Consider the following 24,454-nt stretch of genomic DNA (forward strand, 5'->3'; position numbering starts at 1 on the left):
GGCCGGGGGGCCCGGGGGGCGGGGCTGGGGGGCCGGGGCGGCCGGGCGGGCGGGGGGTGGCCGCCCGGGGGTCCGGGGGGGGGGGGCCCCGCCGCCGGGCGACGGCCGTCAGCGGTAGGTGATGTCGGACGTCGCGTACTTGCAGTAGGTGCTGTCGGGGCCGCTGCCGTTCGTGGTCGGCTCCGCCCCGGTGTTGTTGCCGATGTACTTCTGGCAGGGGACGATCTTCTTGCTGCTGTCCCCGACGATCTTGATGGACTTCAGGGTCGCGCTGTCGCCGTAGTTGGTGTTGATGCCGACGAGCTTGCTTCCCTTGTAGGTCGCCTCGATGCTGTTGAGATTGATCGTCCGCTTGTACTGCGTCTTGCAGTTGCCGCAGGACCGGACGAACGTGCCGAAGGTCTGCACCGCGAAGTTCGACACGTTCAGCGTTCCGGCGCCGTTGAACTGGAACACCTTGTCGCTGGCCGCCTTCGCGCCACCGCCGCTGACGGTGTAGACGTTGGACGACGAGGAGCCGAGGAACGTCGCCGCGTCCTCGCCGACGTCCTCCCACCAGACGTTCTGGAGCGTGCAACTGCCCAGGCAGTGAATGCCGTCGGCCGCGGGCGCGCCGATGATGACGTTCTTCAGGACGGTGCCCGCCGCGAGTTCCAGGATCGGCCCCTGGTCCTCGTCCTGGCTGTCCGAGCCCAGGTCGCCGGTGCCGTAGAGACGCTTCATCCCGTAGTCCTTGGTACCGGAGACCGAGATGGTGGAGGAGACGGCCTGAGTGCCGGTCGCGGTGGGCCAGGTGGCCGCGCTCGCCGGTGTCAGGGCGCCGTCGGCCATCACCATGGCGGCCGAGAGGCCGAGTGCGGCGAGGGTGCCGGTGAGGGCGCGCCGCCTGGCGCGCGGACGTGCTGATGACGTCATGTCCGGATGCCTTCTTCCTGTGGGGGTGGTGGAGTACGTCAGAGCTTTCCGGTGCCCGCGCCGGACGTCACCGAGGCGACGACGGTCGAGGCCGGCTCGGCGGTGTAGCTGTAGGGCGGCTTCGTGAACGTGCCGACCTGCGAGATCTCGGTCGCGGCTCCGCCGAGATCGTTGCCGGTGAGGTTGACGTAGCCGTCCACGTCGCTGTCGCGGTTCGTGGTGACGGCGACCGCCGTGCTCCGGAACACGTTGTTCTCCACGAGCATCTGGGCGCCCATCCGGGAGTGCACCGCGGTGTCGGCGCCGACGACGTAGTTGTCGTAGACGTGTCCGGTGCCGAAACGGAGGCTGGGGATGCGGGAGTTGACGTTGTTGAACCAGTTGTGGTGGTACGTCACCCGCAAGTGCCCGGTGTCCTCACTGGCGTTGCTGTCACTGTGGCCGACGAGTGAGCCCTTGTAGTGGTCCTTGAAGGTGTTCCAGGAGACGGTGACGTAGTCGGAGGCGTGAGTGATGTCGAGCAGGCCGTCGTAGTAGTCCTTGCCGTGGTCGCGGTCGGACGAGAAGGCGTTGTGGTCGATCCACACCTTCGTCGAGGCCTGCACGGTGATCCCGTCGGCGGGCGCGACCGGCTTGCTGATGTTCAGGTTGCGGACGACGACGTTGGTGACCTTCTTCAGGCGCAGTCCGCCGCCGGTGAACCCGGAAGCCGAACCGACGCCCAGGACCGTGGTGTTGGAGCCGATGTCGACCTGCCCGCTGAGCGAGATCAGTCCGCTGACCTTGACGACCTTGGCCGTGTCACCGGTGACGGCGGTCTTGAACGCGGCGAGTGTCGTGACGGTGACGGCGGTCGCGCCGCCGCCACCGGTGGTTCCGGCGCCGAAGCCGACCGGCGCGGTCTCGGCGGCTCCGGCCGACTGCGGCAGTACGAGCGCGGTGGTGACCGCCAGGGTGGCGGCCCCGGCCGTCAGCAGGGCCAGGCGGGAGCGCTTGCGTGGGGGGCGAGTACGCATGCGACGGTGTCCCTTCAGAGTGGACTGTGGACATGTACACGGATGTTGTGCCTGTATCTGAACAACGTGGCGTGCGCGACATGACGTTCTTGGAACTGGAGCGAGCGGGATTTGACGACTTGCCCTGGTGGTGCGGCTCGGAGATCTGATGTCTCGTATACGAGATGTCACACACGGGTCACGCTGCTGAACGGGAACGTAGGCGGTAAGCGCTTTCTAGTCAACGCTTCCGGCAGCACTCATCCGGCCAACTCCCGTATCGGCCGCGAACCCGGGCCGCCGCGGAAGGCGGGGCGGGCATGCGAAAGGGAGGGCGCCCTCGGCGCCCTCCCGGGATACGGCACACGGCTCGAAAGCCGTCCTCACGTCGGACTACGTCACGGGGACAGGGTGATACGGATGCCGACCGTGCCGCTCTCGCCGCGGCGCAGACGGCTGCCGAACAGGGTGAGACGGCCCGTCACGCCGTACTTGCGGGCGATGAGCTTGCGATAGCGGGCCGTCTCCGCCGCGTCGACGATCTCGGCCGTGCCGGCGACCGGCTCCCCCGTCGGCCTGCCGCGCACGTCGCACGGACCGACCAGGACGTCGGCACGGTTGCGGATGCGCTTCACCTTCCAGCTGTCCGCGACGGTCCAGGCGCCCAGCGCCGCCCCGTCCCGCACCACCCACACGGGTGTGGCGACCCCCGTGCCGTTCTTGCGATAGCTGGTGATCAGCAGGTACTTGCCCGATCCCAGCGCGTCCAGCGAGGCCTCGTCCATGGCGGAAGTGTATGCCGGGCGGTCCACGGCCCCCTCGGAGCCCGAGCCGTCCGGGTCAGGACAGCTCGCCGTCGTAGTCCGGCAGCTTGAACGTGCGCTCCGCGTGTCCGCCGACCAGGTCGGTGGTGTTGTTGCCGATGTTCGCGATGACCGTGTAGCCGAGGGACTCGATCTCCGCGCGCTTGCCGGTCTTGTAGGCGCCGACCTCACCGAAGAGGTCCGGCAGATCCCGCACGTAGAGTCCGTCGACCGGGTAGCCGACGCACTTCAGGTTCCACTTCGTCTCACTGGCGATGATGCCCGGACGAGCCGTCACGAAGAACACGGCCACGCCCCGGGAGTGCGCGTAGCGGGCGAGGGCGAGCGAGGCCTTGACGGCCGGGGTGGGCAGCTCGTACCAGGGGTGGAAGTCGGTCTCCAGCGTGGTGTTGTCGATGTCGAAGACGACCGCGAGCTTCTGGCCGCCGGCGTTCGCGGTGCGCTGCTCGACGTACGGCACCGCCTGGTCGATGACGGCCTGGACGTCGTTCTGCCAGGTGGCGTAGTCGACACCGGCCGTCGCGGAGGCACTGGCGGCCGTCCGCGCCGGGGCCGCGACGGCGGAACCGGCCGCCGTGGCCGTCCCTCCGATCCCGAGCGCCACGACCGCCGACACCACGCCCATCCTGCGCACCACACCGTGTCTCGTCATGCCTGTCCCCTTTTTCTCATCTGCCGGTCGAATCGCATGAGTTGGCCGAGCCCATACCTCGCGACGGCGACGGTGCCCGTGACCGTCGCCGTGGCGGACATGATCCTGGCAGCCCGTGTACGGAGGGGGAAGAGGTAGTTACCGATCGGTAGAGATCGTGCCCCGGGCGCTTCGGGGTACGCGGCGGTGCAGTGGCACGCGTCCGCGACCCGTGTGAGCCTGGGCTCGCGGCTGACACCAGTGGAAAGAGGCTGCTCTGATGCAAGGACCGAACATCGTCATCGTCGGCGCTGGATTCGCCGGGGTCGAGGCCGCCAGAAGCCTGGAGCGGACGCTCACCCCGGGCGAGGCCCGGGTGACCCTGATCAGCCCCTCCGACTATCAGCTCTATCTGCCCCTGCTGCCCCATGTCGCCGCCGGTGTCGTCACACCTCAGTCCGTCGCGCCCTCGCTGCGCCGGATCCTGCCCCGCACCGCGCTGGTACCGGGCGGAGTGATCGGTGTCGACCCGGAAGCCAAGGTGTGCGTGGTCCGGAAGATCACCGGAGACCTCGTCGATCTGCGCTACGACTACCTGGTGCTCACTCCGGGCAGCGTGACCCGCACCTTCGACATCCCGGGGCTGGCCGAGGAGGCGCGCGGGATGAAGACGCTCGCCCAGGCCGTGTATCTGCGCGACCACGTGATCGCCCAACTCGACCTGGCGGCGGCCACCTCGGACCCCGACGAGCAGGCCGCTCGACTCCAGTTCGTGGTGGTCGGCGGCGGATACGCGGGCACCGAGACGGCGGCCTGTCTCCAGCGCCTGACCACCGCGGCGGCACGGCGCTACCACCCCCGCATCGACCCCGGTCTCATCAAGTGGCATCTGATCGACGTCGCCCCGAAGCTGCTGCCCGAGCTGGGGGACAAACTGGGCGCGAGCGCGATGCGGATGCTCAGCGACCGCGGTGTACAGATCTCGCTGGGCACCTCCGTCGCCTCGGTCACCAAGGACGAGATCACCCTCACCGACGGGCGGGTGCTGCCCTCGCGGACGCTGGTGTGGACCGCGGGCGTCGCGGCGAGTCCGCTGGTCGACTCGCTGGGCGCGGAGACGGTGCGCGGACGGCTCGTCACCGAGCCGGACTTCAGGGTGCCGGGACTCGACGGGGTGTTCGCGCTGGGCGACGCGGCGGCGGTGCCCGATCTGGCCAAGGGCGACGGCTCTCCCTGCCCGCCGACCGCCCAGCACGCGGCCCGGCAGGGCCGGCACGCGGCCAAGGTCCTGGCGGCGAAGCTGCGCGGCCGGCCCACCCTGCCCTACCGGCACAAGGACCTCGGTCTGGTCGTCGACCTCGGCGGCCACGACGCCGTGTCCAAGCCGCTCGGCATCGGCCTCAAGGGCGCGCCCGCGCAGCTCGTGGCCCGCGGATACCACCTGTACGCCCTGCGCACGGGCGCCGCCCGGTTCCGTACGAGTGCCAACTGGCTGCTCAACGCCGTCGCGGGCGACGACTTCGTCCGCACCGGCTTCCTCGCGGACCGCAAGGGGACCCTGCGGGACTTCGAACGGACGGATGTGTATCTGACCCGGGACGAGGTGGCCGCCCGAATCGGCGCGGGCGTGTAGGCCTCACGGGATCAGGAGCGCCCGCGCGCTCCTGATCCCGGCCGTTCCCGACGTGAACCGGCCACCTGTGCGAGAGCTCCGAGGGGCGGTGAACGCGGGGGCCGGGGCGCACGTATGAGGGGAGGGCCCTCGACCGGGGCCTTCGGCGGCGGGGCCGCCGCTCCGTACGGTTTCGGGAGCCCACGCATGAGGCACGCACGACGACGGTTCGTCCAACGGGGGGCGCGCCTCGCGGCCGTCGGCGGGCTGCTCTGCGGGGGGTTCATGGTGACGCGCGCCGTGGCGAGCGAACCCTCCGACGCGTCGGGCACCACGGCGAGTTCGGCGCGGGTCGCGGCGGACACGGGTGCCGGACTCGTGTCCCGGCTGGGTACCTCGCGCACGGCCGGCAGTTGGATAGCCGCCGACGGACGTCCCGTCGTCGCGGTCACCGACGCGGACGCCGCGGACGCGGTGAAGCGGGCGGGTGCTCGCCCGAAGGTCGTGAGCCACAGCTTGCAGGACCTCAAGTCCGCGACACAGACGCTCAGTTCGGCACCCCGCGTGCCGGGCACGGCGTGGGCGGTGGACTACACGAAGAACGAGGTGGTGGTACAGGCCGACAGCACGGTCTCCGCCACCGACTGGTCGAGCATGACGAAACTGGCCCACGGCATCGGCGACTCGGTGCGGATGCAGCGGACCCAGGGCACGTTCACCACGCGGGTGAACGGCGCACAGGCGATCTTCTCGACGGGCGGGCGCTGCTCGGCCGGGTTCAACGTGACCAACGGCCAGAGCGAGTTCATCCTCACGGCCGGACACTGCGGCCCCGCCGGATCGGTCTGGTTCTCCGACAACACCGGCAAGCAGCAGGTGGGCCGCACGGTCACCACGGCGTTCCCCGGCAGTGACTTCTCGCTGATCCAGTACGACAACGGGCAGCAGACCTCGGCCGGGAGCAACGTCGTCTCCATCGGCGGCGGCAACGGCGTACGGATCACCGGCGCCGCCGATCCGGCGGTGGGCCAGCGGGTCTTCCGCAGCGGCAGCACCAGCGGGCTGCGCGACGGCAAGGTGACCGCGCTCAACGCGACGGTCAACTACCCCGAGGGCACGGTCACCGGGCTGGTCGAGACGACGGTGTGCGCCGAACCCGGCGACAGCGGCGGCCCGTTGTTCTCCGAAGGCATCGCGCTGGGGGTGACCTCGGGCGGCAACGGGGACTGCAAGAGCGGTGGTACGACGTTCTTCCAGCCCGTCACGAAGGCGCTGACGGCGCTGGGGGTGACGCTCGCGGGTCTGCCCGCGCAGGGCGCCGGCGGTGCGGCCCAGCCGTCCGTCGCCCCGTCCGCGTCGGCGATGGCCTCGCAGGGAGGGTCGCCTGGTTCGGCGGCTCCGGGCGCGGTCGAGGCGGTGGGTGAGACGGGGACGGCCCAGACGCTCATCTCCGAGCTCACCGACCCGCAGAACGTCGGCCCCGGCCTGCTGGTCATCGGGGGAAGCGTCATCGCGCTGATGGCGACCCGCTTCATCCGCACCGAGCAGGACCGCAACGCCTACCGGCGGCAGTATTCACAGAGCTGGGGCTGAGCGGGCCACCGGAGGTCGGTGCCGGGACGCGAGGCGAGGGCTCCCCGGGAACGGGGAGCCCTGCCGGAGGCGGAGAGTCAGGCGGCCTGGGTCGCCGAGGACGACGGGGCGGCTTTCGCCCACTCCAGGACGAGGCGCTGGTACTCACGCCGCTCGTCCATGTTCAGCGACCCACCTGCCCGGAACCAGAGAGCCCGGATCTCCTCGTTGACTTCGGCAGCGGATCGCTGAGTGTCGTTGTCAAGAGTGGTGCACATGGCGTGAAGCATACGGCCCTTGACGTGAAGATGATGTGAGTAAAGGCCCACGGAGCGACATACCGGACCGTGAAGCTCGTCACTCACGTGCCGGGCTTGCGGCCGTACACGGAGACGTCGTCGCCGTTCTTGAGCAGCGACCAGTACTTCTTGGCCGTCGTCGAGGTCATGTTGACGCAGCCGTGCGAGCCGGGCGGATTCCACATGCTGAGGCCCACCGAGTGGAAGGCCTGCCCGCCGTCGAAGAACTGGCTGTAGGGCATCGCCACGTTGTAGATGCTCGACACGTGGTCGATGTCACGCCAGTAGACCTTCTTCAGGCCGGTGCGGGTCTCGTAGCCGTCCCTGCCCGTGCGGACCGGCACCGGTCCGTAGACCAGGCGGCTGCCGTCCTGGATCCAGCTGAGCTGGAGCGTGAGGTTGACGCAGGCGATACGGCCCTTGTTCACCGGACACTTGCCGTCCCGGTTGGGGTTGGTCCCCACGGCCTTCTGCTTGTTCATGAGGTCCATCACGCCCCAGGTGACAGGGCCCGCGTACCCGATGTTCGGGGTGATGCCGTGCTTGTTCTGGAAGGCCTGGATCGCCTTGCAGTCGGTGGTCGACTGCCGGCCGTCGACGGGCCGGCCGAGGAACTTCTCCACCTGCTTCTGGTACGGGCCGGCGGCCGTCGTGCAGCTCGCGGCCTGGGCGGGCGTCGCGCCCAGCGCGAGGGTGAGCGGTGCCACCAGTCCGGTGAGTCCGAGCGCGACAGCTCCCCGCCTGCGTATGTCCCCCATGGCGGACCTTCCTGTTGTGTCCATCGTGTTGTCTGCCTGCTAGACCGTCCTAGAGGGTATTGCGTTGTACGGCTAGTCAGACAGGCACGAAACAGTGACATTCCTCGCTGTGACGGCACCGGTCCCCCGGCGGCGCGCCATCACCCCGGTCCCGCCGGACCGGCCGAACCGGCGGGACCCGGCTGCGCATCCGCTCCGAACCGGTCCGCTTTCCGCGAAGTGGACCGCTTGTTCGACGGGCGTTCCTTCTAGGCTGCCGTCATGCATCCCGCGCTCTCCGACGACCTCGGCCGTCTCCCTGAAATCCTCCAGGCCGCCCGGGACTTCGCCGTCCAGGAGGTGAGCGGCCTCGACGGCCGTCCCGTCGCCCGGCTCGGCAAGGCGCCCGTCCCCGATCCGCTTCCGGGCCGGGGCGCCGGTGCCGAGGGCGCCCTGGCCCGGTTCGCCGGACGCTGGGCACCCGGGTTCTCCGGCTCCGCGGGCCCGCGCTACCTCGGGTTCGTCACCGGCGGCGCGACGCCCGCCTCGCTCACCGGGGACTGGCTGACCAGCGCCTACGACCAGAACGTCTCGGGCGCCACCGGATCCTTCGCGAGCGCGCTGGAGCACGAGACACTGGGCTGGCTGCGTGAGCTGTTCGGGCTCGGCGAGGAGCACCACGGAGCGTTCGTGAGCGGCGCGACGGTCTCGAACACGGTCGGGCTCGCGATCGCGCGGGAATGGCTCGGCGAACGCCGGGGCGTGTCGGTCGCGGACGACGGAGCCGGCGCGCTCGGTCCGGTGGAGGTGCTGTCGGGCCGCCCCCATTCGAGCATCACCAAAGCCCTGTCGATCCTCGGCCTCGGCCGGAACAGCCTGCTTCGGGTGCCGGTGCTGCCCGGCAACCGCGAGGCCGTGGACGTCGAGCGCCTCGACGCCGCGCTCACCGCGCTGAACGGGCGTCCGGCCGTCGTCGTGGCGAACGCCGGGACCGTCGACACGGTCGACTTCGACGATCTGCGGGCCATCGCCGCGCTCAGGGAACGCCATGACTTCTGGCTGCACGTCGACGCGGCGTTCGGCGGATTCGCCGCGCTGTCGCCCGCGTACTCCTCACTGGTGGCGGGCCTGGACGCCGCCGACTCCGTCTGTGTCGACCTGCACAAGTGGCTCAACGTCCCCTACGACGCGGCCGTGCAGTTCACCCGTCGTCAGGACCTCCAGGTCCGGGTCTTCCACAACGCCTCGCCCTATCTGGGCCTTCCCGGCGCCGACCCCGACTTCCTGCACCTGACGCCGGAGAACTCGCGCCGGCTGCGCGCGCTCCCGGCCTGGTTCTCACTGGCGGCCTACGGGCGCGAGGGGCATCGCGAGATCGTCGAGCGGAACATCGCGCTCGCCCGGCGGCTGGGCGAGCGGATCGGCCGTACCCCGGGACTGCGGCTGCTCGCGCCGGTGCGGCTGAACGTCGTGTGCTTCACCCTCGCCGACGACCCGACCGAGCGGCGGGTGCGCGCGCTGGCCGACACCGTGGCCGCCTCGGGCGAGGCGTTCGTGACGCCGACGTGCTACGACGGCACCCACGGGCTGAGGGCCGCTTTCAGCAACTGGCGTACGTCCGAGGCGGACACGGACCGGGTGTTCGCGGCCGTCGCGCGTCACCGCACGGAGCCGCGCATGTGACGGCCGGCGGCGCATGGGTCACGGGGCGGTCGTCGGTCCTCGCGTCAGGCGGGCTGCCACAGCTCGACGCGGTTCCCTTCCGGGTCGGTGACCCAGCCGAACCGGCCGACGCCGTCCATGTCCTGGGTCTCCTCCGCCACGTCGGCTCCCCGGGCGCGCAGTTGCGCGAGCATCGCGTCCAGGTCGCGCACGCGGAAGTTGAGCATGGTCCGCTGGGCGGGGGACCCGAAGTAGTCGGTTCCGGACTCGAAGGTCGCGAACACGGTCGGCCCGGCTTCCGGGCGCCACAGACCGTTCTCGTCGGCGTCCAGGCCCAGGCAGTCGCGGTACCACGCGCTCAGGGCCGCCGGGTCGGCGGCGCGCATGAAGTATCCGCCGATTCCAAGCACACGTTCCATGGGGGCCATCCTGTCAGCAGGGGCGCCGGACGGACCGGCACCACACCTGGAGCCTGCTTCAGCTTGCCTCTTCGCCCTCGCCCCCGATCGCCTGCCGGAACCTCTTGTTGACGCCCAGCAGGCCGCCGTCGACACACAGGGTCGTCCCGGTGATCCAGGACGCGTCGCGGGAGGCGAGGAAGGCGACGGCGGCCGCGATGTCCTCTGGTTCACCGACCCGGCCGAGCGGGTACAACTGCCGGGCCGCCGAGGCCAGATCGTCCTCGCGGCCCTCCCAGGCCGTGGTACGGACCGTTCCCGGCGCCACCAGGTTGACTCGGACACCCCGATCGGCGGCGTGACCGGCCAGGGTGCGGGTGAGTGACATCAGTCCCGCCTTGGCCGCGCTGTAGGCATGGTTGCCGAAGTCCTGGATGCCGTTGACGGAGCCGATGGTGACGATGGCCCCGCGGCCGGAGGCGACCAGGTGCGGGAGCGCGGCGCGGGCGCAGCGGTAGGCGCCGGTGAGGGTGATGTCGAGATCACGGGCCCATGACTCGTCGCTCTCGTCCTCGAAGAGCGGGGCGTCGGGGCTGCACCGGTAGGCGTTGTTGACCAGGACGTCGAGCGAGCCGAAGGTGTCCACGGCGTACGCCACGGCCGCCTCGACCTGGTCCCGGCGCCCCACGTCGCAGGTGAACGCCTCGGCCCGCGAGCCCAGTTCACGCACTGCGGCGGCGGTCTTCCCGGCCTCGTCCGGGTCCACGTCGGTGACGAGGACCTGAGCGCCCTCCGCGGCCAGGCGGTGGGCGGTCGCCGCGCCGATGCCGCGGGCCGCGCCCGTGATCAGAACCCCGTGTCCCTCGAAGCGCCTCATCGCAGTCATGGCTGGGAAGGTACCTCCATGATCGTGACAGCGACAGGGGACGGCCCGGACCCGCCGTCCGTCAGCGGTACCCCGTCGCGTCCGCCGGCTTCCCCTTGTCCTGCACCTCGACCATGTAGCGCCAGGCGTCCGGCTGGCTGCCGTCCCGGTCGGTGAAGCCGTACACCTGGGCGAGCTGCCCGCTGGAGAGGGACTGCCCGTTCCAGCGCGCTCGTTCGGGATCGGCGGCCAGCGCGGCGACCGCGCGCCCCACGTAGAACGGCGTCTCGGAGATGGCGAAGTGCGGCACGTTCGCCTCGGCGTCGTGCCAGTTCTCCTCGGTCACGCCGAAGGCTTCGAGCATCATCTCCGAGCGCAGCCAGCCGGGGGTCAGCGCCACGGCGGTGGCCCCGCGCGGGCCCAGTTCGTGCCCGAGGGCGAACGCCATGCGCAGGACGGCGGACTTGGCGATGTCGTAGAAGAAGGAGACCCGGTAGGTGTCCCGGTTGTACTCCGCGGTGCCGTCGGTCATCTCGACGACCAGGCCGCCGGGGGTGCGCAGCAGCAGGGGCAGCGCGTGGTGGCTGGTGATCGCGTGGGTCTCGATGGCGAGCCGGAGCATCCGGCGTCCGTTGTCGAGGTCGTGCTCCCAGACGGGCGCGTCCCACTCGAAGAGCTTCTCGCCGCCCCAGATGTCGTTGACGAGGAGGTCGAGACGGCCCTGTTCGTCCGCGATCCGGGCGACGAGTTCGGCCACCTCGGCCGGGACGAGGTGGTCGGTGGGGACCGCGATGCCGCGTCCGCCCGCCGCGGTGACCAGGTCCGCGGTGTCCTCGATGGTCTCCGGGCGGTCGTACTCCGAGCGCCGTTCCCGTGTGCTGCGGCCGGTCACGTAGACGGTGGCGCCGGCCGCGCCCAGTTCGACGGCGATTCCGCGTCCCGCGCCCCGGGTCGCGCCCGCCACCAGCGCGACCCTGTCCCGCAGTGTGCCTTCCGACGGCCCTGACATGTCCGACCTCCGTGCTCGTGGCGTCCACGGGCGCTCGCCCGCGTGTCCCTACGAGCCTCTCTCGGAAGCCGGACATCTTCTGTCAGGTATCCGCATGGCGGCTTCACCGTGTCGCCGCGCGGCGGAGACGGACGTCCGCCCGGCACGGTGGCCGGATGTCAGTGGCCGCGTGCGATCCAGTCCTGAAGGTGCGGAGCCTCCGCCCCGATCGTGGTCGTCTCGCCGTGGCCCGTCCGTACGACCGTGTCGGCGGGCAGGGTGAGCAGCCGGTCGCGGATGGACGCGACGATCGTCGGGAAGTGGGAGTAGGACCGGCCGGTCGCCCCCGGGCCACCCTGGAAGAGGGTGTCGCCGGAGAACAGCGTGCGAAGGCCCGGGTCGTAGAGGCAGACCGCGCCGGGGGCGTGGCCCGGGGTGTGCAGCACGGTCAGATCGGTGCCCGCGGCCTCGATCACCTGCCCGTCCTGGAGCCAGGCGTCGGGCAGCCGGTCCGGGTGGGTGAGCTTCCACAGCGGCAGGTCGTCGGGGTGGAGCCAGATGGTGGCTCCGGTGCGCTCCGCCAGGGCGGGAGCGGCGTCGATGTGGTCGTTGTGGGCGTGGGTGCACACGATCCCGCGCAGGCGGCGGTCGCCCACCGCCTCGGCGATGGCGTCGGCGTCGTGGGCGGCGTCGATCACGACGGCCTCGTGGTCGTCGCCCACGATCCAGACGTTGTTGTCGACCTCCCAGGTGCCGCCGTCGAGCTCGAACGTGCCCGAGGTGACGAGGTGTTCGATGCGCGCGGCCATCAGAGGATCACCACCGAGCGCAGCACGTCGCCGTGGTGCATCCGCTCGAAGGCCGCCTCGATGTCGTCCAGGGCGATCGTCTCGCTCACGAACGCGCCGAGATCCAGGCGTCCTTGGAGGTGGAGGTCGATCAGCATCGGGAAGTCGCGGGAGGGCAGACAGTCGCCGTACCAGGACGACTTGAGCGCGCCGCCGCGGCCGAAGACGTCGATCAGGGGGAGTTCGAGCTTCATGTCGGGGGTGGGCACACCGACGAGGACGACCGTGCCGGCGAGGTCGCGGGCGTAGAAGGCCTGCCGGTACGTCTCGGGGCGGCCCACCGCGTCGATGACGACGTCGGCGCCGAACCCGCCGGTGAGTTCGCGGATCGCCTCGACGGGGTCGGTCGACCGGGAGTTGACGGTGTGCGTCGCGCCGAGCTTCTCGGCGGTCGTGAGCTTGCGGTCGTCGATGTCCACGGCGATGATCTTCGCCGCGCCCGCGAGCCGGGCTCCCGCGATCGCCGCGTCGCCGACGCCGCCGCAGCCGATCACGGCGACGGTGTCGCCCCGTCCGACGTTGCCCGTGTTGATGGCGGCCCCGATGCCGGCCATCACTCCGCAGCCGAGCAGTCCGGCCACCGCCGGGGAGACGGCGGGGTCGACCTTGGTGCACTGTCCGGCCGCGACCAGCGTCTTCTCGGCGAAGGCGCCGATACCGAGGGCCGGGGACAGCTCGGTGCCGTCCGTCAGCGTCATCTTCTGCTTCGCGTTGTGGGTGTCGAAGCAGTACCAGGGACGTCCACGCAGACACGCGCGGCATTGTCCGCACACCGCGCGCCAGTTGAGGATGACGAAGTCGCCGGGCGCGACGTCCGTGACGCCGTCGCCGACCGACTCCACGATGCCGGCCGCCTCGTGGCCGAGCAGGAACGGGAAGTCGTCGTTGATTCCGCCCTGCTTGTAGTGCAGGTCCGTGTGGCAGACCCCGCAGGCCTGGATCTTCACCACGGCCTCGCCCGGCCCCGGATCCGGCACGACGATGGTCTCGACGCGCACCGGCTCGTTCTTGCCCGGTGCGATCACGCCCCGCACTTCCTGCGCCATGTGAGTAAGCCCTTCCCTGAGTCGACGTTCCGTCAACCGACCCTACGGGGTGACGGGCCGGTAGAAGGCCAGGTGGCCGCCGCGGCCACGGTCCCGGTGCCGCGAACGGCCGACCCGTGGCGGACGGTGGCGCCGCGCACCCCGCCCGGCCGGAGGCAGACGCCACGGCCCGGACCACGGACGAGGGCGGGGAGAGGCGCGTCACCAGCGGCTTCCAGATACCCCCGGGGGTACCTCTGCTACCGTGGACGCATACCCCCGGGGGTAATTTTCGCAGAGCCGCGAAGCCTGTCGGGCTTCCCGCGGGAAAGGAGTGCTGCCGTGTTCTTCGTCGACACCATCGAGGTGGCGGGCCTGGGCAACCGGAGCTATCTGGCCGGTGGCCCGCGCGCCGCCGTCGCCGTCGATCCGCCCAGGGGCATCGAGCGGGTGATCACGGCGGCGGCCCGGCGGGGCGTGCGGATCACCCACGTCGTCGAGACGCACCTGCACAACGACTACGTGAGCGGCGGCCTGGAACTGGCCCGGCTCACCGGGGCCGCCTACCTGGTCCCGGCCGGTGCCCGGGTCGCGTTCGAGCGGGTCCCCGTGTCGGACGGGGACACCGTCCCGGTGGACACCGGACTGACACTGGAGGCGCTGGCCACGCCCGGACACACCCCGCACCACACCTCGTACGTGCTCCGGGAGAACGGGCAGGCCGTCGCGGCCTTCACCGGCGGATCGCTCCTCATCGGCACGGTCGGCCGGCCCGATCTGGTGGAGCCCCGGCTGACCGGGGAGCTGGCCCGCGCCCAGCACGCCTCGGCGCACCGGCTCGCGGCCGAGCTGCCCGACGGGACCGCCGTCCTGCCCACCCACGGCTTCGGCAGCTTCTGTTCCGCCGGAACCGCCGAGGGCGACGCGACCACGATCGGACGCGAGCGCGCCGGAAACGATGCCCTGGTCAAGGATGTCGACTCCTTCGTCGCGGACCTGCTCGCCGGACTCGACGACGTGCCCGCGTACTACGCCCACATGGGCCCCGCCAACGCCGGGGGTCCGGGCGCCATCGATCTGACCCCGCCCGCGCGTGCGGACGCCGCGGAGATCGCCGCGCGGCTCGCGGCCGGCGAATGGGTCGTGGACCTGCGCGGGCGGCTCGCGTTCGCCGCGGGGCATGTCGCCGGAGCGGTCAACTTCGAGGCGGACGGGCAGCTCGCCGTCTATCTGGCCTGGCTGCTGCCCTGGGGCAGGCCGGTCACGCTGCTCGCCGAATCTCCGGAACAACTCGCCCACGCACAGCGCGAGTTGACGCAGGTCGGCGTGGACCGTCCGGCCGCCGCGGCGATCGGCTCGCCGGCCGACTGGCTGCGTGAGGGGGAACGACCGCGCGCCTTCCGGCGCGCCGGCTTCGCCGAACTGGCCGGGGAGTACGCCTCCCCCGGACGGCCCGTGATCCTGGACGTCCGGCGCGACTCCGAACGCGCCGGGGGCCATATAGCGGGGTCGGTGCACATCCCGGTGCACCAGGTACGCGACCGGCTCGCGGAGATACCCCCCGGAACCGTCTGGGTGCACTGCGCCGGAGGCATGCGGGCCGCCGTCGCCGCCTCCCTGCTCGACGCGGCGGACCGGGACGTCGTGGCCGTCGACGACTCCTTCGCCGCAGCGGCCGCCTCCGGTCTGCCCATGACGCCGAGCACCCCCTCCACCCCCGGCGCCCCCTCCACCCCTGCCCTCCCTGGCACCCCTTTCATCTCCTCCGTCCCCGGTGCCCCTGCCATACCCTCTGCCCCCGGCGTCCCTGGCACCCCCGGCGCCCTCTCCGTCCCCACTGCCCCCTCTGCCCCCGGCGCGGCCGACCGCGAGTCCGAGGGCCCCGCGGCGTGAGCGTCCTGATCCTCGCCCTCGTCGCCGGAGCCGTGACCGGGCTCGCGCTCGGCGCACTGGGCGGCGGTGGCAGTGTGCTGACCGTGCCCGCCCTGATCTACCTGCTCGGATTCACTCCCTCGGCGGCCACCACCGCGAGTCTGGTCATCGTCACCCTCACCTCGGTGACCGCGCTGTCGGCGCACGCCCGGGAGGGCACCGTCCGCTGGCGCGCCGGAGCGCTGTTCGCGGCGGCCGGGCTGATCCCCGCGGCACTGGGCGGGGCGCTCTCCGGACGGCTTCCTCCGGCCGTGCTGACCGGCGCGTTCTCGCTGATCGCGGGCCTCGCGGCATGGCGGATGCTCCGTCCCCCGGCTGCCGGTGGGGCGGGGGCCGCGCCCGCGGGGACCGGCCGGATCACCGGGACGGGCGCCGGCCTCGGCGCGGTGACCGGGGTGCTGGGGGTGGGCGGCGGCTTTCTCGCCGTACCGGCCCTCGTGAACGTCGTGGGTCTGCGGATGCGGGCCGCCGTCGGCACCAGCCTGCTGGTGATCACGGCGAACTCACTCGCGGCACTGGTCGCCCGCGCGGGCACGGCGCAGAGCCTCGACTGGGCGGTCGTCGCGCCGTTCGCCGGGGCCGCCGTCCTCGGCGCGTGGGACGGGAAGCGACTCGCGGCCCGGGTGTCCGGCGGCACGCTTCAGCGGATCTTCGCCTGGGCCCTGCTGGCCGTGGCGGTGCTGATGCTCGTGGACGTCGTGCTGTGAGGCTCAGGCCGGGGACGCTGTGAGGCTCAGGCCAGGGACAGGAAGAGCTTCTCCAGCCGGGCCCTCATCCGATCACTGTCCTCGCCGTTCCTCGCGCCCTTCTCGACGTCGGTCAGACACTGCTGGAGCCCGGTGGCGATGATCGCGAAGCCGGCCCGGTCCAGGGCACGCGAGGCGGCGGCGAGCTGGGTGACCACGTCCTCGCAGTCACGCCCCTCCTCGATCATCCGGATCACTCCGGAGATCTGCCCCTGCGCCCGTCGCAGCCGGTTCAGCACCGACTTCAGTTCGTCACCAGCGAGTTCCAGTTCCACGAACACTCCTCCGTCTATACCCCTAGGGGTATGGTACTCCGCCCTGTGGGGCACCACCGAAGAGCAAGGATGATACTCCGCGTGAACACCCCCGATTCCCTCGACGTCGACCAGGCCCATGGCCGCCTCGGCGAGCTGACCGTCATCGACGTCCGCACCCCGGGCGAATACGCCTCCGGCCATCTGCCGGGCGCCCTGAACGTGCCGCTGGACCGGCTCCGCCGTGCGCTGCCCGTGCTCGGGAACGCCCGGAGCGAACTGCTCGTGGTCTGCGCCTCCGGCAACCGCTCGGCGACCGCCCGCGCCCTGCTGGCCGAGCACGGCGTGCCCGCGGCCTCACTCACCGGCGGCACCGGCGCCTGGACGGAGCGCGGCCACGAACTGCACCGCCCGGCCACCGCGACGCGGGCCAACTGGTCCATGGAACGCCAGGTCCGGTTCACCGCCGGCGGCATCGTCCTCGCCGGTCTGGCCCTCGGACTCCTGCACCCCGCCTGGCAGTTGCTCTCCGCCGGCGTCGCGGGCGGTCTGGTCTTCTCGGCGCTCACGAACACCTGCGGCATGGCCGCGCTGCTCTCGCGGCTCCCGCACAACCGGCCCCGCCCGGCGGACCTCGACGCCACCCTCGCGGCACTCGCTAGGCGCGTGTCCTGAAGTCCGCCCGGATCCGGGGCAGTCGGGGCCGGTCCGCCGATGCCGCCCACGTAGCCTGAGTGCCCTGTCCCCAGTCCGCGAGGAGCGCCGTGAGCCTGACCGAGGCCGAACCCGAGCTGCCCGCGTGGCGCCTGTTGTCCGGGTATGTACGACCCCACCGCCGGGCGCTGTTCGGGGGCGCGCTCCTGGCACTCGCGACCGGGGCCACCGGTCTGCTGCTGCCGCTGGTGGCGCGCGGGCTCATCGACGATCTGTCGCACGACCGACCGATCGGACGGGCCCTGTTCGGCATGGCGGCCCTCGTGGTGACCAACGCGGCGGTGGGAGCGCTGGGTTCGTACGTTCTGCGGCGCACCGCGGAGTCGGTGGTCCTCGGCGCGCGCCGCGCCCTGTCGTCGTATCTGCTGCGGCTGCGCATACCCGCCGTGGACCGCAGCGAGCCCGGCGACCTGATGGCGCGCATCACCTCCGACACGACCCTGCTGCGCGAGGTCACGACGGATTCGCTGGTCGGCGTCGGCACCGGCGGCCTCACCCTCGTCGCGACGGTGGTGATGATGGGCCTGGTCGACGTGGTGCTCCTCGGCGTCACGCTGGGCGTGGTGCTGTGCGCGGGTTCGGTGCTCGCCCTGATCGTGCCGCGCATCAACCGGGCGAGCAGGCAGGCGCAGGACGCCGTCGGGGTGATGGGGGCGTCGCTGGAGCGGACCCTCGGCGCGCTGCGGACGATCAAGGCGTCGGGCGCCGAGCACCGCGAGGAGCGGAGCGTCCACGAGGCCGCCGAGGAGTCCTGGCGGCAGAGCGTGCGGGCGGCCGGATGGTCGGCGGCCGCCGGCAACACGGCCGGTCTGGCGATGCAGGTCGCCTTCATCACGGTCCTCGCGGTGGGCGGCGCCCGGGTCGCGACCGGCGCCATCGACGTCGGCACCCTGGTCGCCTTCCTGCTGTACGTCTTCTACCTGATGTCACCGATCCAGCAGGTGGTCGGCGCGGTCACGCAGTACCAGACGGGGGCCGCCGCGCTCGCCCGTATCCAGGAGGCCCTGCGGCTGCCCGCCGAACCCGCCGCCCCGCCCGCGCCCCTGCCGACGCCGGGCGCGGAGCCGGCGACGCTCGCCTTCGAGGACGTCCGCTTCCGGTACAGCGACGACCTGCCGTACGTCCACCACGGTGTGACGTTCACCGTCCCGGCCCGGGGCCTGACCGCGTTCGTCGGCCCTTCCGGAGCCGGCAAGACCACCGTGTTCTCGCTCATCGAGCGGTTCTACGAGCCCGAGGCGGGCCTCATCCGTGTGGACGGCCGCGCGCTGGAGGAGTGGGAGCTGCCCCGGCTCCGGTCCGCCATCGGCTACGTCGAGCAGGACGCGCCGGTGCTGTCCGGATCGCTCCGCGACAATCTCCTGCTCGGAAATCCGGAGGCCGAGGAGGGCGAACTGACGCGGGTGCTGAGGACGACCCGCCTCGACGGACTCGTGTCCCGGCTGCCGAACGGTCTGGACACCCTGGTCGGGCATCGCGGCACCAAGCTGTCCGGCGGCGAGCGTCAGCGCGTCGCCATCGCGCGGGCCCTGCTGCGCCGCCCCCGGCTGCTGCTCCTCGACGAGGCCACCTCGCAGCTCGACGCGGTCAACGAGGCCGCGCTGCGCGACACGGTCGCCGATGTGGCCCGTACGACCACGGTTCTCGTGGTCGCGCACCGGCTGTCCACGGTCACGACGGCCGACCGCATCGTCGTGATGGACGCGGGCCGCGTCCGCGCCGTGGGCACCCACCGCGACCTCGTCGCGGAGGATCAGCTCTACGCCGAGCTGGCCGCCACCCAGTTCCTCGCGACCACGGGGTGACCCCGGGCACCGCGCCGCGGGGTGATCCCGGCCGGTGACCACACCCCGACCCCACGCCCCGCGAGCCCCGGCACAGCGACCGCAACCCGACACCGCGAGGCGGAACGACCCCCGCACGGCGACCGCACCCCGACACCGTGCCGCGGAACGCCCCCGGCACGGCGACCACACCCCGAAACAGCCCCACGCAACGCCACCGGCACGGCGACCACACCCCGGCACGGGCCCCACGCAAACGCCCCGGCACGGCGACCCACCCCGGCACCGAGCCGCGGAACGACCCCCGCACGATGACCGCGCCCCGGCATCCGGACCGCCTCCCTCCACCACGCCCGGCGAAGAAGCCCGCGTCGGTTCCTTGGCGACGGCCCCGCTCTCCTCTATGGTGATGCCTTCCTTCCGCCCCGGGGCGGTCGTCCGCACGCCGCCACCCCCGACCGGGCGGCGAGGCACGTCCCACCCGGATACGCAGGCGACTGATCATGGTCAACAACCGACACCCGGCCGAGCAGGCCGTCCCCGGGATCATCTTCGCGGCCCCCGTCGGCCCACCCGCCGGCCTGGAAGTGATCTCCCTCGCGGCGTTGCGCGCCCGCACCCGTGCCCACGGCACCGATCTCGGCGCGCCGCAGCGTCCCGCGTTCCACCAGGTACTCACGCTGGCCTCGGGCACCCTGCGCCAGCGCGTGGACTTCACCGCCCATGACGTCGAGCGGGACTCCTGGCTGTGGACGCGCCCCGGGCAGGTCGTGCAGTGGGGGGATCTCTCGGGGGCCGAGGGGACACTGATCGCCTTCGAGCGGGACTTCCCGTGCGCGGCCACCGTCCGCGCGGCCCGGCTCGACGACCCGCACGCCCCCGTGCTGCGCACCCCCGAGGCCGAGGTCGCCACCTCGTTGCGCGTGGCGACCGACCATCTGGAGCACGAGTTCCGGGCACCCGGACGGCTGCCGCGCGACGCGCGAGGCGCCGTACTGCGTCATCTGCTGGACGTACTGATCCTGCGCCTGTCCCATCCGGAGGGATCGGACCCCCCTCCGGCCGGACCCGGCGAAACCTTTCTTCGCTTCCGCGCGACCGTCGAGCGGGACTTCGCGCGCACCCGGCGGGTGGACGACTACGCCCTCACCCTCGGCTACTCGGCCCGCACGCTGTCCCGGGCCGCCCTCGAATCGGCGGGGATCGGCGCCAAGGAGTTCATCGACCGCCGGGTGATCCTGGAGGCCAAGCGGCTGCTCGCCCACACCGACCTGGCCGCGGCCCGCATCGCCGCGCAGCTCGGCTTCTCCAGCGCCACGAACTTCGCCAAGTACTTCCACCAGCGTGCCGGGCAGGCGCCCATCGCGTTCCGCACGGCGGTACGCGAACGGGGCACGGGCATCCCCTCGGCACGGAACGAAGGGGATGCCGCCGCTGCCGCCGCCCGCCGGCCTGCCGGGCCCTAGCCCTCGATGCCCGGGAGCAGTCCGGTGACGGGCGCGGCCAGGTCGGTGACCTGGTGCAGCTGGTTCAGATCGTTCAGCCGGTTCAGGCCCGCGAGCTGGGCGGAGGGCCGTGGGAGCCCGGCCTGCTGCTCGGCGGGGATGTCGTTCGCCGCGAGCGAGTCGAGCGTGGTCATGGGGTTCAGCTTCCCGGCGTCGTGAGCGTCGGAACCCGCGGCCGCCGCCATCGGCGCGACAAGCCCCGTGACGCCGACGGCGAGACCAACGGCGGCGACGATACGTCGTGTTGAGATCATGCAATCAGCAACGGCGTGGGCCCCCGAGCGGACACGGCCCGGGGTCCGCGCTCACCCGAGAGGCGCATCGGGCACCTTGCGTTTGCCGTGGGCCCCCAGGCGGAGGACGCTCGATACTGAGGCGCTTCGCGGCCGGCTCGTTGTCGGTCCGCGCCTTCCTGAGGAGGTCACCCATGGGCACAGCGGCAGCCCCCGCCTTCGACACCGAGGCGCTGCGCCGGGGCATTGAAGGACACAGTGCGGCAGATCTGCTGTCGCTCTACGCGGACGACGCGGAACTGCGCATCGTCGACCGCAACACCCAGCCGAGCCACCCGATGGTCAAACACGGTCGCGCCGAGATCGCCGAGATGCTCGACGACGTCTACAGCCGGGACATGACGCACAAGATGGACCAGTGCGTCGTCCAGGGCGACCACGTCGCCTACACCGAGACCTGCGTCTACGCGGACGGGGTCCGGGTGATGAGCACGTCGATGATGTCGCTGCGCGACGGCAAGATCATCGAGCAGACGCTGGTACAGGCATGGGACGAGTAGGGAGGAACTGGCCGAAGGTCCAGGTCACGTCTCGTCTGACCTGGACCTTCTCCGCGGGCGCGGCGATGGGCAGTTCCCGCCCGGACCGGCCTCGACGGCGGCACGCGCTCTCCGCGGCGGGTCTGCGGGTGTCCGCCTCCCTGCTGGACTCGGTGCTGCGGACCGCGCGTTCGCGTCCGCGCCCCCCGGTGGCCCGCACCCCCCGAAGGCTTCGCATCCGGCCCCGGTGAGTGCCGCCCGGCCGGCTCGTGCCGGCTTCGAGCGGGGCGAGGTCGCCGTCAGAGCTGGGGCGCGACCTCTCGGGCGACGGGCTCCGCCGCCCGCAGAAGCATCGGGGAGGCCCGGTCCACGAGGTCGTGCAGGACGGCCGAATAGGCCGCGTCGCCCCCGAGTTCGTACAGGAGGCGATGGGCCCGGTCGCGGAAGACGGCGATGTCCTCCTCGTAGCGGCGCAGCACCTCCGGTGCGAGAAGGATGCCGGTGAGCGCCGCCCCGGCGTCGGGCGAGTGGCGTGCGGCGGCGTGCAGTTCCAGGACGTGGCCCGCGGAATCCCGGCCGGCGCTCTCCACCGCGCAGGCCAGCAGATAGGTCACCGTGCCGTTCGCGAGGTCCTCGTTGCGGCCGGTCAGGATGTCCTGCTGATCGTTGAAGAGCTGCCACAGGATGCCGAGGACGTTGCCGAACTCCCGCCACAGCTCGACTCGTTCGTCCGAGCGGTCGGCCAGCAGCGCGGCCATGGCGGTGACCATGCTGAACGGGGCGCCGGACTTGCCGAGGTAGGCCGTGACCACGGCGTCACGGGTGGCCGCCCCGACGTCCGCGCGCAGATCCCTCAACTGCCCCTCGGTCGCGGTGATCCAGCACCTCACGACCTCGGCCGACAGCGGGCCGCGCGCCTTCTCGGGGATCCGCGGCGACTGAACGACGAGCAGGGGAAGCGGAATTCCGCTGATGACCGTGGCGAGCAGCGCCTCGCTCTCGCCGAGAGCGCCGGCGGCGAAGACGGCCTGGCCGTCGGCGAGGTCGTCCAGGTAGCACGCGGAGGTCCACCACAGTTCGTGGACGACGGCCAGCGGAACGGCCGGTCCGGGCGCCCCCGTCTCCACGGCGTGGACGATCACCGGCAGCACGGACAACGGGTAGGCGAAGGTCCGGTGTTCCAGGAGTTCGGCGACCGCCGCCCGGACGGACCCGGCCGACGGACCCAGCATGCCGAGCGCGGACGAGCGCTCCGCCTCGATGTCCGCGGACATCTCCCGATGCAGATCCAAGTACGACTTCGCCCGCACGCCGCCCACCCCCACCACCGAATTGTTCGAGCACCGATTCGATCATTCGTCATGATGGCGAGCTAGAGCAACTTCGTGCCATGGCTTGTTCCTTGAGTGTCCTCCTTTTTCTCCGGTGAAGCCGCGGGTCACGGGCCGCGCACCCCGCCCCGGTCCGTGGGCGGTACTCAGCCGAACCTGGCCGCCGCCCAGGCGGCCAGTTCGGTCCGGGCTCCGTTCAGCAGGGCGGCGGACGGGGTGCTCGCCCCGTTCGTGACCAGCGCGTAGTGCACGCTTCCCGAGCCGGACGCGGTGAGCAGGAGGCGGCGGCTTCCGGTGCCGCCCGGCTCGGGAGCCACGGCGACGGGCGTGGCCGGAGTGTAGGCGGGAGGGGAGACCAGCGCTCCGAGGTCGGACACCACCGTCGTGGCCCCGGTGGGGAACGAGGCCGGCAGATGGAGTTCCGTCGGGGCGGAGCCGCCGTCGGAGCGCCAGACGAGCAGGCCGTACTGGCCCGTTCCGACGAGCTGGGAGACCTGCGGGAGGGTCGAGGGGACCGGGTTCCAGGTCAGGGTGGTGGAGCCGTCGCGGGAGCGGTCCTCGTAGGTGAAGGCGAGGGTGGTGCCCGTGGTGGCACCGGGGTAGAGGCGGTCGAGGAGCCGGGCGTCCTGGCGCAGCACGGCCGTGCCCGAGTCGTCGAGGCGCACGGCGGAGAGGTCCTCGTCGTTCCAGGCGTCGCCCGAGGTCAGGACTTTGCGGGGGTTGTCGTTCATCAGCTCGTGGTGACGGCCGCTGTAGATGTCCCACTGCCACTGGGTACCCGACAGGACCGGTCCGGACGAGGCCGCTCCCGACCACCAGCCGGACCCGGGGAGCCGGGAGTCGAGGGCCTGGTACATCGCCTTGTCGACGGTCGGCGCCTTGTCCGAGACGGTTCCGGAGAGCGGGTGGCCGAACTCGGAGACGACGGCCGCCGTCCCGGCGGCGCCGGCCCGGTTCCGTACCGTGCCGAAGTCGCCGGTGTACTGGCCGTCTCCCGCCTTGCCCCACATGAGGATGCCCGAGATGGCCTTCTGGTCGTAGAAGTGGGTGTTGAGCACATAGCGCGGGCCGAGGGTGCCCGCGTCGAGCAGTCCGCCCTCCTGTTTCTGGGAGGCGATGTTGGCGTTCCAGAAGAGGTTGGGTTCCACGAAGGCCGGCTTGTCCTGCCAGCCGGCCGCGTCCATGCGGGCCCGGAACTTTCCGTAGAACGGCCAGAGCAGGTCGCGTTCCCAGGTGCGGCTGGTCTGGCCCGAGTCGTAACTGCCCGCGTAGGGCTCGTTGTACGGGTCGAAGCCGGCTACGCCCGCGAACTCGGCGGTGGTGAGGTGCTGCCGGACGTACGTCATGGCGGCCTGGGCCGTGGTGAGGAAGGCGTCCTGGAGTCCGTAGGAGTTGTGCCAGAAGTCGTACTGCGCGGCCTTCACGGCGTTGTTCTGGGTGATGTTCTGACCCCAGAAGAGGCAGATGCCGCAGGACTCCTGCGGGTAACCGCCCGCGGTCACGGCCCACTTGGGGGCGCCGTCACCCGAGTACCAGCTTCCCGGGTTGAAGAGGTAGCGGGAGGAGAGGTCCTGGTGGAAGTCGGGGAAGACACGGATTCCCGCGTCGAGGAAGGCTCGCATCTGGTCGGTGACCGCGGCGAGGTAGGCGTTGTCGACCTGGCCGCGGGCCGGTTCGGCGTGCGCCCAGGAGAGCAGGAAGCGCACGGAGTTGCCGCCGCCGAGGGCGCGCAGCGCCGACGCGGACTTCGCCGCGTCGGCGACCGAGGCGAAGGGCAGTCCGCCGTTCTCCTCCAGCTTGGTCTCGCCGGAGACGTTGTAGCCGCGCAGGACGACCTCGCGGCCGAGGCCGTCGGTGAAGCGGCCGTTCACGACCGTGAGAGCGGCGGCGGCCGGCTGGTCGAACCAGAGGGAGTCGGGGAGTCCGTCCGCGGCGGCGGGCCGGGTGCCCGCCGCCGCGAGGAGACCGGTGAGGAGTACGAGGACGCCGAGCAGACGCGCACGTAACTTCGTCATGTCCACAACAGTCCCGCCGGCATCAGGAGC

The 24,454-nt window shown here is 71.7% G+C and carries 24 protein-coding genes; 9 read left to right on the forward strand and 15 right to left on the reverse strand.

The genetic code is table 11. From position 1 onward, the window contains the following. Positions 1 to 108: 108 nt before the first annotated feature. From ACF07B_RS35935 to ACF07B_RS35950, 4 genes are all read right to left on the reverse strand, one after another. Positions 109 to 915, reverse strand: coding sequence for a pectate lyase (locus ACF07B_RS35935; protein WP_392181988.1), 807 nt, complete (start codon positions 913 to 915; stop codon positions 109 to 111). Positions 916 to 953: 38 nt separating this feature from the next. After that, complete coding sequence (locus ACF07B_RS35940; protein WP_369485341.1) at positions 954 to 1,931, reverse strand: polysaccharide lyase family 1 protein; 978 nt, start codon at positions 1,929 to 1,931, stop codon at positions 954 to 956. A 377-nt stretch (positions 1,932 to 2,308) separates the two neighbouring features. Next, positions 2,309 to 2,695, reverse strand: coding sequence for a PPOX class F420-dependent oxidoreductase (locus tag ACF07B_RS35945; RefSeq protein WP_392181989.1), 387 nt, complete (start codon positions 2,693 to 2,695; stop codon positions 2,309 to 2,311). Between the two features lie 55 nt (positions 2,696 to 2,750). After that, positions 2,751 to 3,386 (reverse strand): HAD family acid phosphatase, encoded by a 636-nt coding sequence (locus tag ACF07B_RS35950; protein WP_392181990.1) that lies wholly within the window; start codon positions 3,384 to 3,386, stop codon positions 2,751 to 2,753. A gap of 259 nt (positions 3,387 to 3,645) precedes the next feature. Here ACF07B_RS35950 and ACF07B_RS35955 point away from each other — a divergent pair, with 259 nt between their 5' ends. Then, complete coding sequence (locus ACF07B_RS35955; RefSeq protein ID WP_369485344.1) at positions 3,646 to 4,998, forward strand: NAD(P)/FAD-dependent oxidoreductase; 1,353 nt, start codon at positions 3,646 to 3,648, stop codon at positions 4,996 to 4,998. Between the two features lie 186 nt (positions 4,999 to 5,184). Further along, positions 5,185 to 6,570: a S1 family peptidase gene (locus tag ACF07B_RS35960; RefSeq protein ID WP_369485345.1), complete on the forward strand. Its 1,386-nt coding sequence runs from the start codon at positions 5,185 to 5,187 to the stop codon at positions 6,568 to 6,570. Between the two features lie 77 nt (positions 6,571 to 6,647). On the opposite strand, the gene ACF07B_RS35965 is transcribed toward ACF07B_RS35960, so the two are convergent. Both ACF07B_RS35965 and ACF07B_RS35970 read right to left on the reverse strand, forming a co-directional pair. Continuing rightward, positions 6,648 to 6,839 carry a hypothetical protein gene (locus ACF07B_RS35965; RefSeq protein ID WP_328673211.1) on the reverse strand — a complete coding sequence of 64 codons (192 nt, stop codon included), beginning with the start codon at positions 6,837 to 6,839 and terminating at the stop codon, positions 6,648 to 6,650. Between the two features lie 71 nt (positions 6,840 to 6,910). Beyond that, positions 6,911 to 7,606 (reverse strand): L,D-transpeptidase family protein, encoded by a 696-nt coding sequence (locus tag ACF07B_RS35970; protein WP_384243388.1) that lies wholly within the window; start codon positions 7,604 to 7,606, stop codon positions 6,911 to 6,913. Between the two features lie 261 nt (positions 7,607 to 7,867). Here ACF07B_RS35970 and ACF07B_RS35975 point away from each other — a divergent pair, with 261 nt between their 5' ends. After that, positions 7,868 to 9,268, forward strand: coding sequence for a pyridoxal phosphate-dependent decarboxylase family protein (locus ACF07B_RS35975; protein ID WP_392181991.1), 1,401 nt, complete (start codon positions 7,868 to 7,870; stop codon positions 9,266 to 9,268). 44 nt (positions 9,269 to 9,312) lie between these two features. On the opposite strand, the gene ACF07B_RS35980 is transcribed toward ACF07B_RS35975, so the two are convergent. The 5 genes from ACF07B_RS35980 to ACF07B_RS36000 all read right to left on the reverse strand — a co-directional run bounded on the left by ACF07B_RS35980 (position 9,313) and on the right by ACF07B_RS36000 (position 13,392). Then, positions 9,313 to 9,666 (reverse strand): VOC family protein, encoded by a 354-nt coding sequence (locus tag ACF07B_RS35980; protein ID WP_369485348.1) that lies wholly within the window; start codon positions 9,664 to 9,666, stop codon positions 9,313 to 9,315. 58 nt (positions 9,667 to 9,724) lie between these two features. Further along, positions 9,725 to 10,531 (reverse strand): SDR family NAD(P)-dependent oxidoreductase, encoded by an 807-nt coding sequence (locus ACF07B_RS35985; RefSeq protein WP_384242347.1) that lies wholly within the window; start codon positions 10,529 to 10,531, stop codon positions 9,725 to 9,727. A gap of 61 nt (positions 10,532 to 10,592) precedes the next feature. Beyond that, the gene (locus ACF07B_RS35990; protein WP_392181992.1) at positions 10,593 to 11,519 is read right to left on the reverse strand and encodes an SDR family oxidoreductase; all 927 of its coding nucleotides are present in this window, start codon (positions 11,517 to 11,519) and stop codon (positions 10,593 to 10,595) included. A 158-nt stretch (positions 11,520 to 11,677) separates the two neighbouring features. After that, positions 11,678 to 12,307, reverse strand: a complete 630-nt coding sequence (locus ACF07B_RS35995) for an MBL fold metallo-hydrolase (RefSeq protein WP_369485351.1) — start codon at positions 12,305 to 12,307, stop codon at positions 11,678 to 11,680. Continuing rightward, positions 12,307 to 13,392 carry an S-(hydroxymethyl)mycothiol dehydrogenase gene (locus ACF07B_RS36000; protein WP_369485352.1) on the reverse strand — a complete coding sequence of 362 codons (1,086 nt, stop codon included), beginning with the start codon at positions 13,390 to 13,392 and terminating at the stop codon, positions 12,307 to 12,309. Before ACF07B_RS36000 ends, ACF07B_RS35995 begins: the two co-directional genes overlap by 1 nt. A 321-nt stretch (positions 13,393 to 13,713) precedes the next feature. On the opposite strand from ACF07B_RS36000, the gene ACF07B_RS36005 reads away from it, so the two are divergent. Continuing rightward, positions 13,714 to 15,264, forward strand: coding sequence for a rhodanese-like domain-containing protein (locus ACF07B_RS36005; RefSeq protein ID WP_392181993.1), 1,551 nt, complete (start codon positions 13,714 to 13,716; stop codon positions 15,262 to 15,264). Next, complete coding sequence (locus ACF07B_RS36010; RefSeq protein WP_392181994.1) at positions 15,261 to 16,010, forward strand: sulfite exporter TauE/SafE family protein; 750 nt, start codon at positions 15,261 to 15,263, stop codon at positions 16,008 to 16,010. Before ACF07B_RS36005 ends, ACF07B_RS36010 begins: the two co-directional genes overlap by 4 nt. 26 nt (positions 16,011 to 16,036) lie before the next feature. Here ACF07B_RS36010 and ACF07B_RS36015 read toward each other — a convergent pair whose 3' ends face one another. Further along, positions 16,037 to 16,324: a metal-sensitive transcriptional regulator gene (locus ACF07B_RS36015; protein WP_392181995.1), complete on the reverse strand. Its 288-nt coding sequence runs from the start codon at positions 16,322 to 16,324 to the stop codon at positions 16,037 to 16,039. A gap of 69 nt (positions 16,325 to 16,393) precedes the next feature. Here ACF07B_RS36015 and ACF07B_RS36020 point away from each other — a divergent pair, with 69 nt between their 5' ends. From ACF07B_RS36020 to ACF07B_RS36030, 3 genes are all read left to right on the forward strand, one after another. Continuing rightward, entirely contained in the window at positions 16,394 to 16,978 is a 585-nt protein-coding gene (locus ACF07B_RS36020) for a rhodanese-like domain-containing protein (RefSeq protein ID WP_392181996.1), read from the forward strand. A gap of 95 nt (positions 16,979 to 17,073) precedes the next feature. Then, entirely contained in the window at positions 17,074 to 18,822 is a 1,749-nt protein-coding gene (locus tag ACF07B_RS36025; protein ID WP_392182071.1) for an ABC transporter ATP-binding protein, read from the forward strand. A 482-nt stretch (positions 18,823 to 19,304) separates the two neighbouring features. Beyond that, on the forward strand, positions 19,305 to 20,267 hold the full coding sequence (locus ACF07B_RS36030; RefSeq protein ID WP_392181997.1) for a helix-turn-helix transcriptional regulator: 963 nt from the start codon (positions 19,305 to 19,307) through the stop codon (positions 20,265 to 20,267). Here the strand turns inward: ACF07B_RS36030 and ACF07B_RS36035 are convergent. After that, a complete protein-coding gene (locus ACF07B_RS36035; protein ID WP_369486312.1) occupies positions 20,264 to 20,560 on the reverse strand; it encodes a hypothetical protein in 297 nt (98 codons plus the stop codon). The two genes, ACF07B_RS36030 and ACF07B_RS36035, sit on opposite strands and share 4 nt — an antisense overlap. A gap of 173 nt (positions 20,561 to 20,733) precedes the next feature. Here ACF07B_RS36035 and ACF07B_RS36040 point away from each other — a divergent pair, with 173 nt between their 5' ends. Further along, positions 20,734 to 21,099 carry a nuclear transport factor 2 family protein gene (locus ACF07B_RS36040; RefSeq protein WP_326783928.1) on the forward strand — a complete coding sequence of 122 codons (366 nt, stop codon included), beginning with the start codon at positions 20,734 to 20,736 and terminating at the stop codon, positions 21,097 to 21,099. Positions 21,100 to 21,377: 278 nt separating this feature from the next. On the opposite strand, the gene ACF07B_RS36045 is transcribed toward ACF07B_RS36040, so the two are convergent. Further along, positions 21,378 to 22,403 (reverse strand): polyprenyl synthetase family protein, encoded by a 1,026-nt coding sequence (locus ACF07B_RS36045; RefSeq protein ID WP_392181998.1) that lies wholly within the window; start codon positions 22,401 to 22,403, stop codon positions 21,378 to 21,380. Positions 22,404 to 22,555: 152 nt separating this feature from the next. Beyond that, positions 22,556 to 24,424 carry an endoglycosylceramidase gene (locus ACF07B_RS36050; RefSeq protein WP_392181999.1) on the reverse strand — a complete coding sequence of 623 codons (1,869 nt, stop codon included), beginning with the start codon at positions 24,422 to 24,424 and terminating at the stop codon, positions 22,556 to 22,558. Between the last annotated feature and the right edge of the window lie 30 nt (positions 24,425 to 24,454).

The organism is Streptomyces sp. NPDC015532 (assembly GCF_043078065.1).
In the GTDB taxonomy this organism is placed as follows: Bacteria; Actinomycetota; Actinomycetes; order Streptomycetales; family Streptomycetaceae; genus Streptomyces.

Coding starts and splice junctions, on each gene's coding strand:
- ACF07B_RS36000 (WP_369485352.1), bottom strand. CDS start 13,392: ATGGCGCAGGAAGTGCGGGGCGTGATCGCACCGGGCAAGAACGAGCCG.
- ACF07B_RS36030 (WP_392181997.1), top strand. CDS start 19,305: ATGGTCAACAACCGACACCCGGCCGAGCAGGCCGTCCCCGGGATCATC.
- ACF07B_RS35945 (WP_392181989.1), bottom strand. CDS start 2,695: ATGGACGAGGCCTCGCTGGACGCGCTGGGATCGGGCAAGTACCTGCTG.
- ACF07B_RS35985 (WP_384242347.1), bottom strand. CDS start 10,531: ATGACTGCGATGAGGCGCTTCGAGGGACACGGGGTTCTGATCACGGGC.
- ACF07B_RS36040 (WP_326783928.1), top strand. CDS start 20,734: ATGGGCACAGCGGCAGCCCCCGCCTTCGACACCGAGGCGCTGCGCCGG.
- ACF07B_RS35970 (WP_384243388.1), bottom strand. CDS start 7,606: ATGGGGGACATACGCAGGCGGGGAGCTGTCGCGCTCGGACTCACCGGA.
- ACF07B_RS35940 (WP_369485341.1), bottom strand. CDS start 1,931: ATGCGTACTCGCCCCCCACGCAAGCGCTCCCGCCTGGCCCTGCTGACG.
- ACF07B_RS35990 (WP_392181992.1), bottom strand. CDS start 11,519: ATGTCAGGGCCGTCGGAAGGCACACTGCGGGACAGGGTCGCGCTGGTG.
- ACF07B_RS35995 (WP_369485351.1), bottom strand. CDS start 12,307: ATGGCCGCGCGCATCGAACACCTCGTCACCTCGGGCACGTTCGAGCTC.
- ACF07B_RS36020 (WP_392181996.1), top strand. CDS start 16,394: ATGATACTCCGCGTGAACACCCCCGATTCCCTCGACGTCGACCAGGCC.
- ACF07B_RS35950 (WP_392181990.1), bottom strand. CDS start 3,386: ATGACGAGACACGGTGTGGTGCGCAGGATGGGCGTGGTGTCGGCGGTC.
- ACF07B_RS35955 (WP_369485344.1), top strand. CDS start 3,646: ATGCAAGGACCGAACATCGTCATCGTCGGCGCTGGATTCGCCGGGGTC.
- ACF07B_RS36035 (WP_369486312.1), bottom strand. CDS start 20,560: ATGATCTCAACACGACGTATCGTCGCCGCCGTTGGTCTCGCCGTCGGC.
- ACF07B_RS35965 (WP_328673211.1), bottom strand. CDS start 6,839: ATGCTTCACGCCATGTGCACCACTCTTGACAACGACACTCAGCGATCC.
- ACF07B_RS35935 (WP_392181988.1), bottom strand. CDS start 915: ATGACGTCATCAGCACGTCCGCGCGCCAGGCGGCGCGCCCTCACCGGC.
- ACF07B_RS35980 (WP_369485348.1), bottom strand. CDS start 9,666: ATGGAACGTGTGCTTGGAATCGGCGGATACTTCATGCGCGCCGCCGAC.
- ACF07B_RS35960 (WP_369485345.1), top strand. CDS start 5,185: ATGAGGCACGCACGACGACGGTTCGTCCAACGGGGGGCGCGCCTCGCG.
- ACF07B_RS36050 (WP_392181999.1), bottom strand. CDS start 24,424: ATGACGAAGTTACGTGCGCGTCTGCTCGGCGTCCTCGTACTCCTCACC.
- ACF07B_RS35975 (WP_392181991.1), top strand. CDS start 7,868: ATGCATCCCGCGCTCTCCGACGACCTCGGCCGTCTCCCTGAAATCCTC.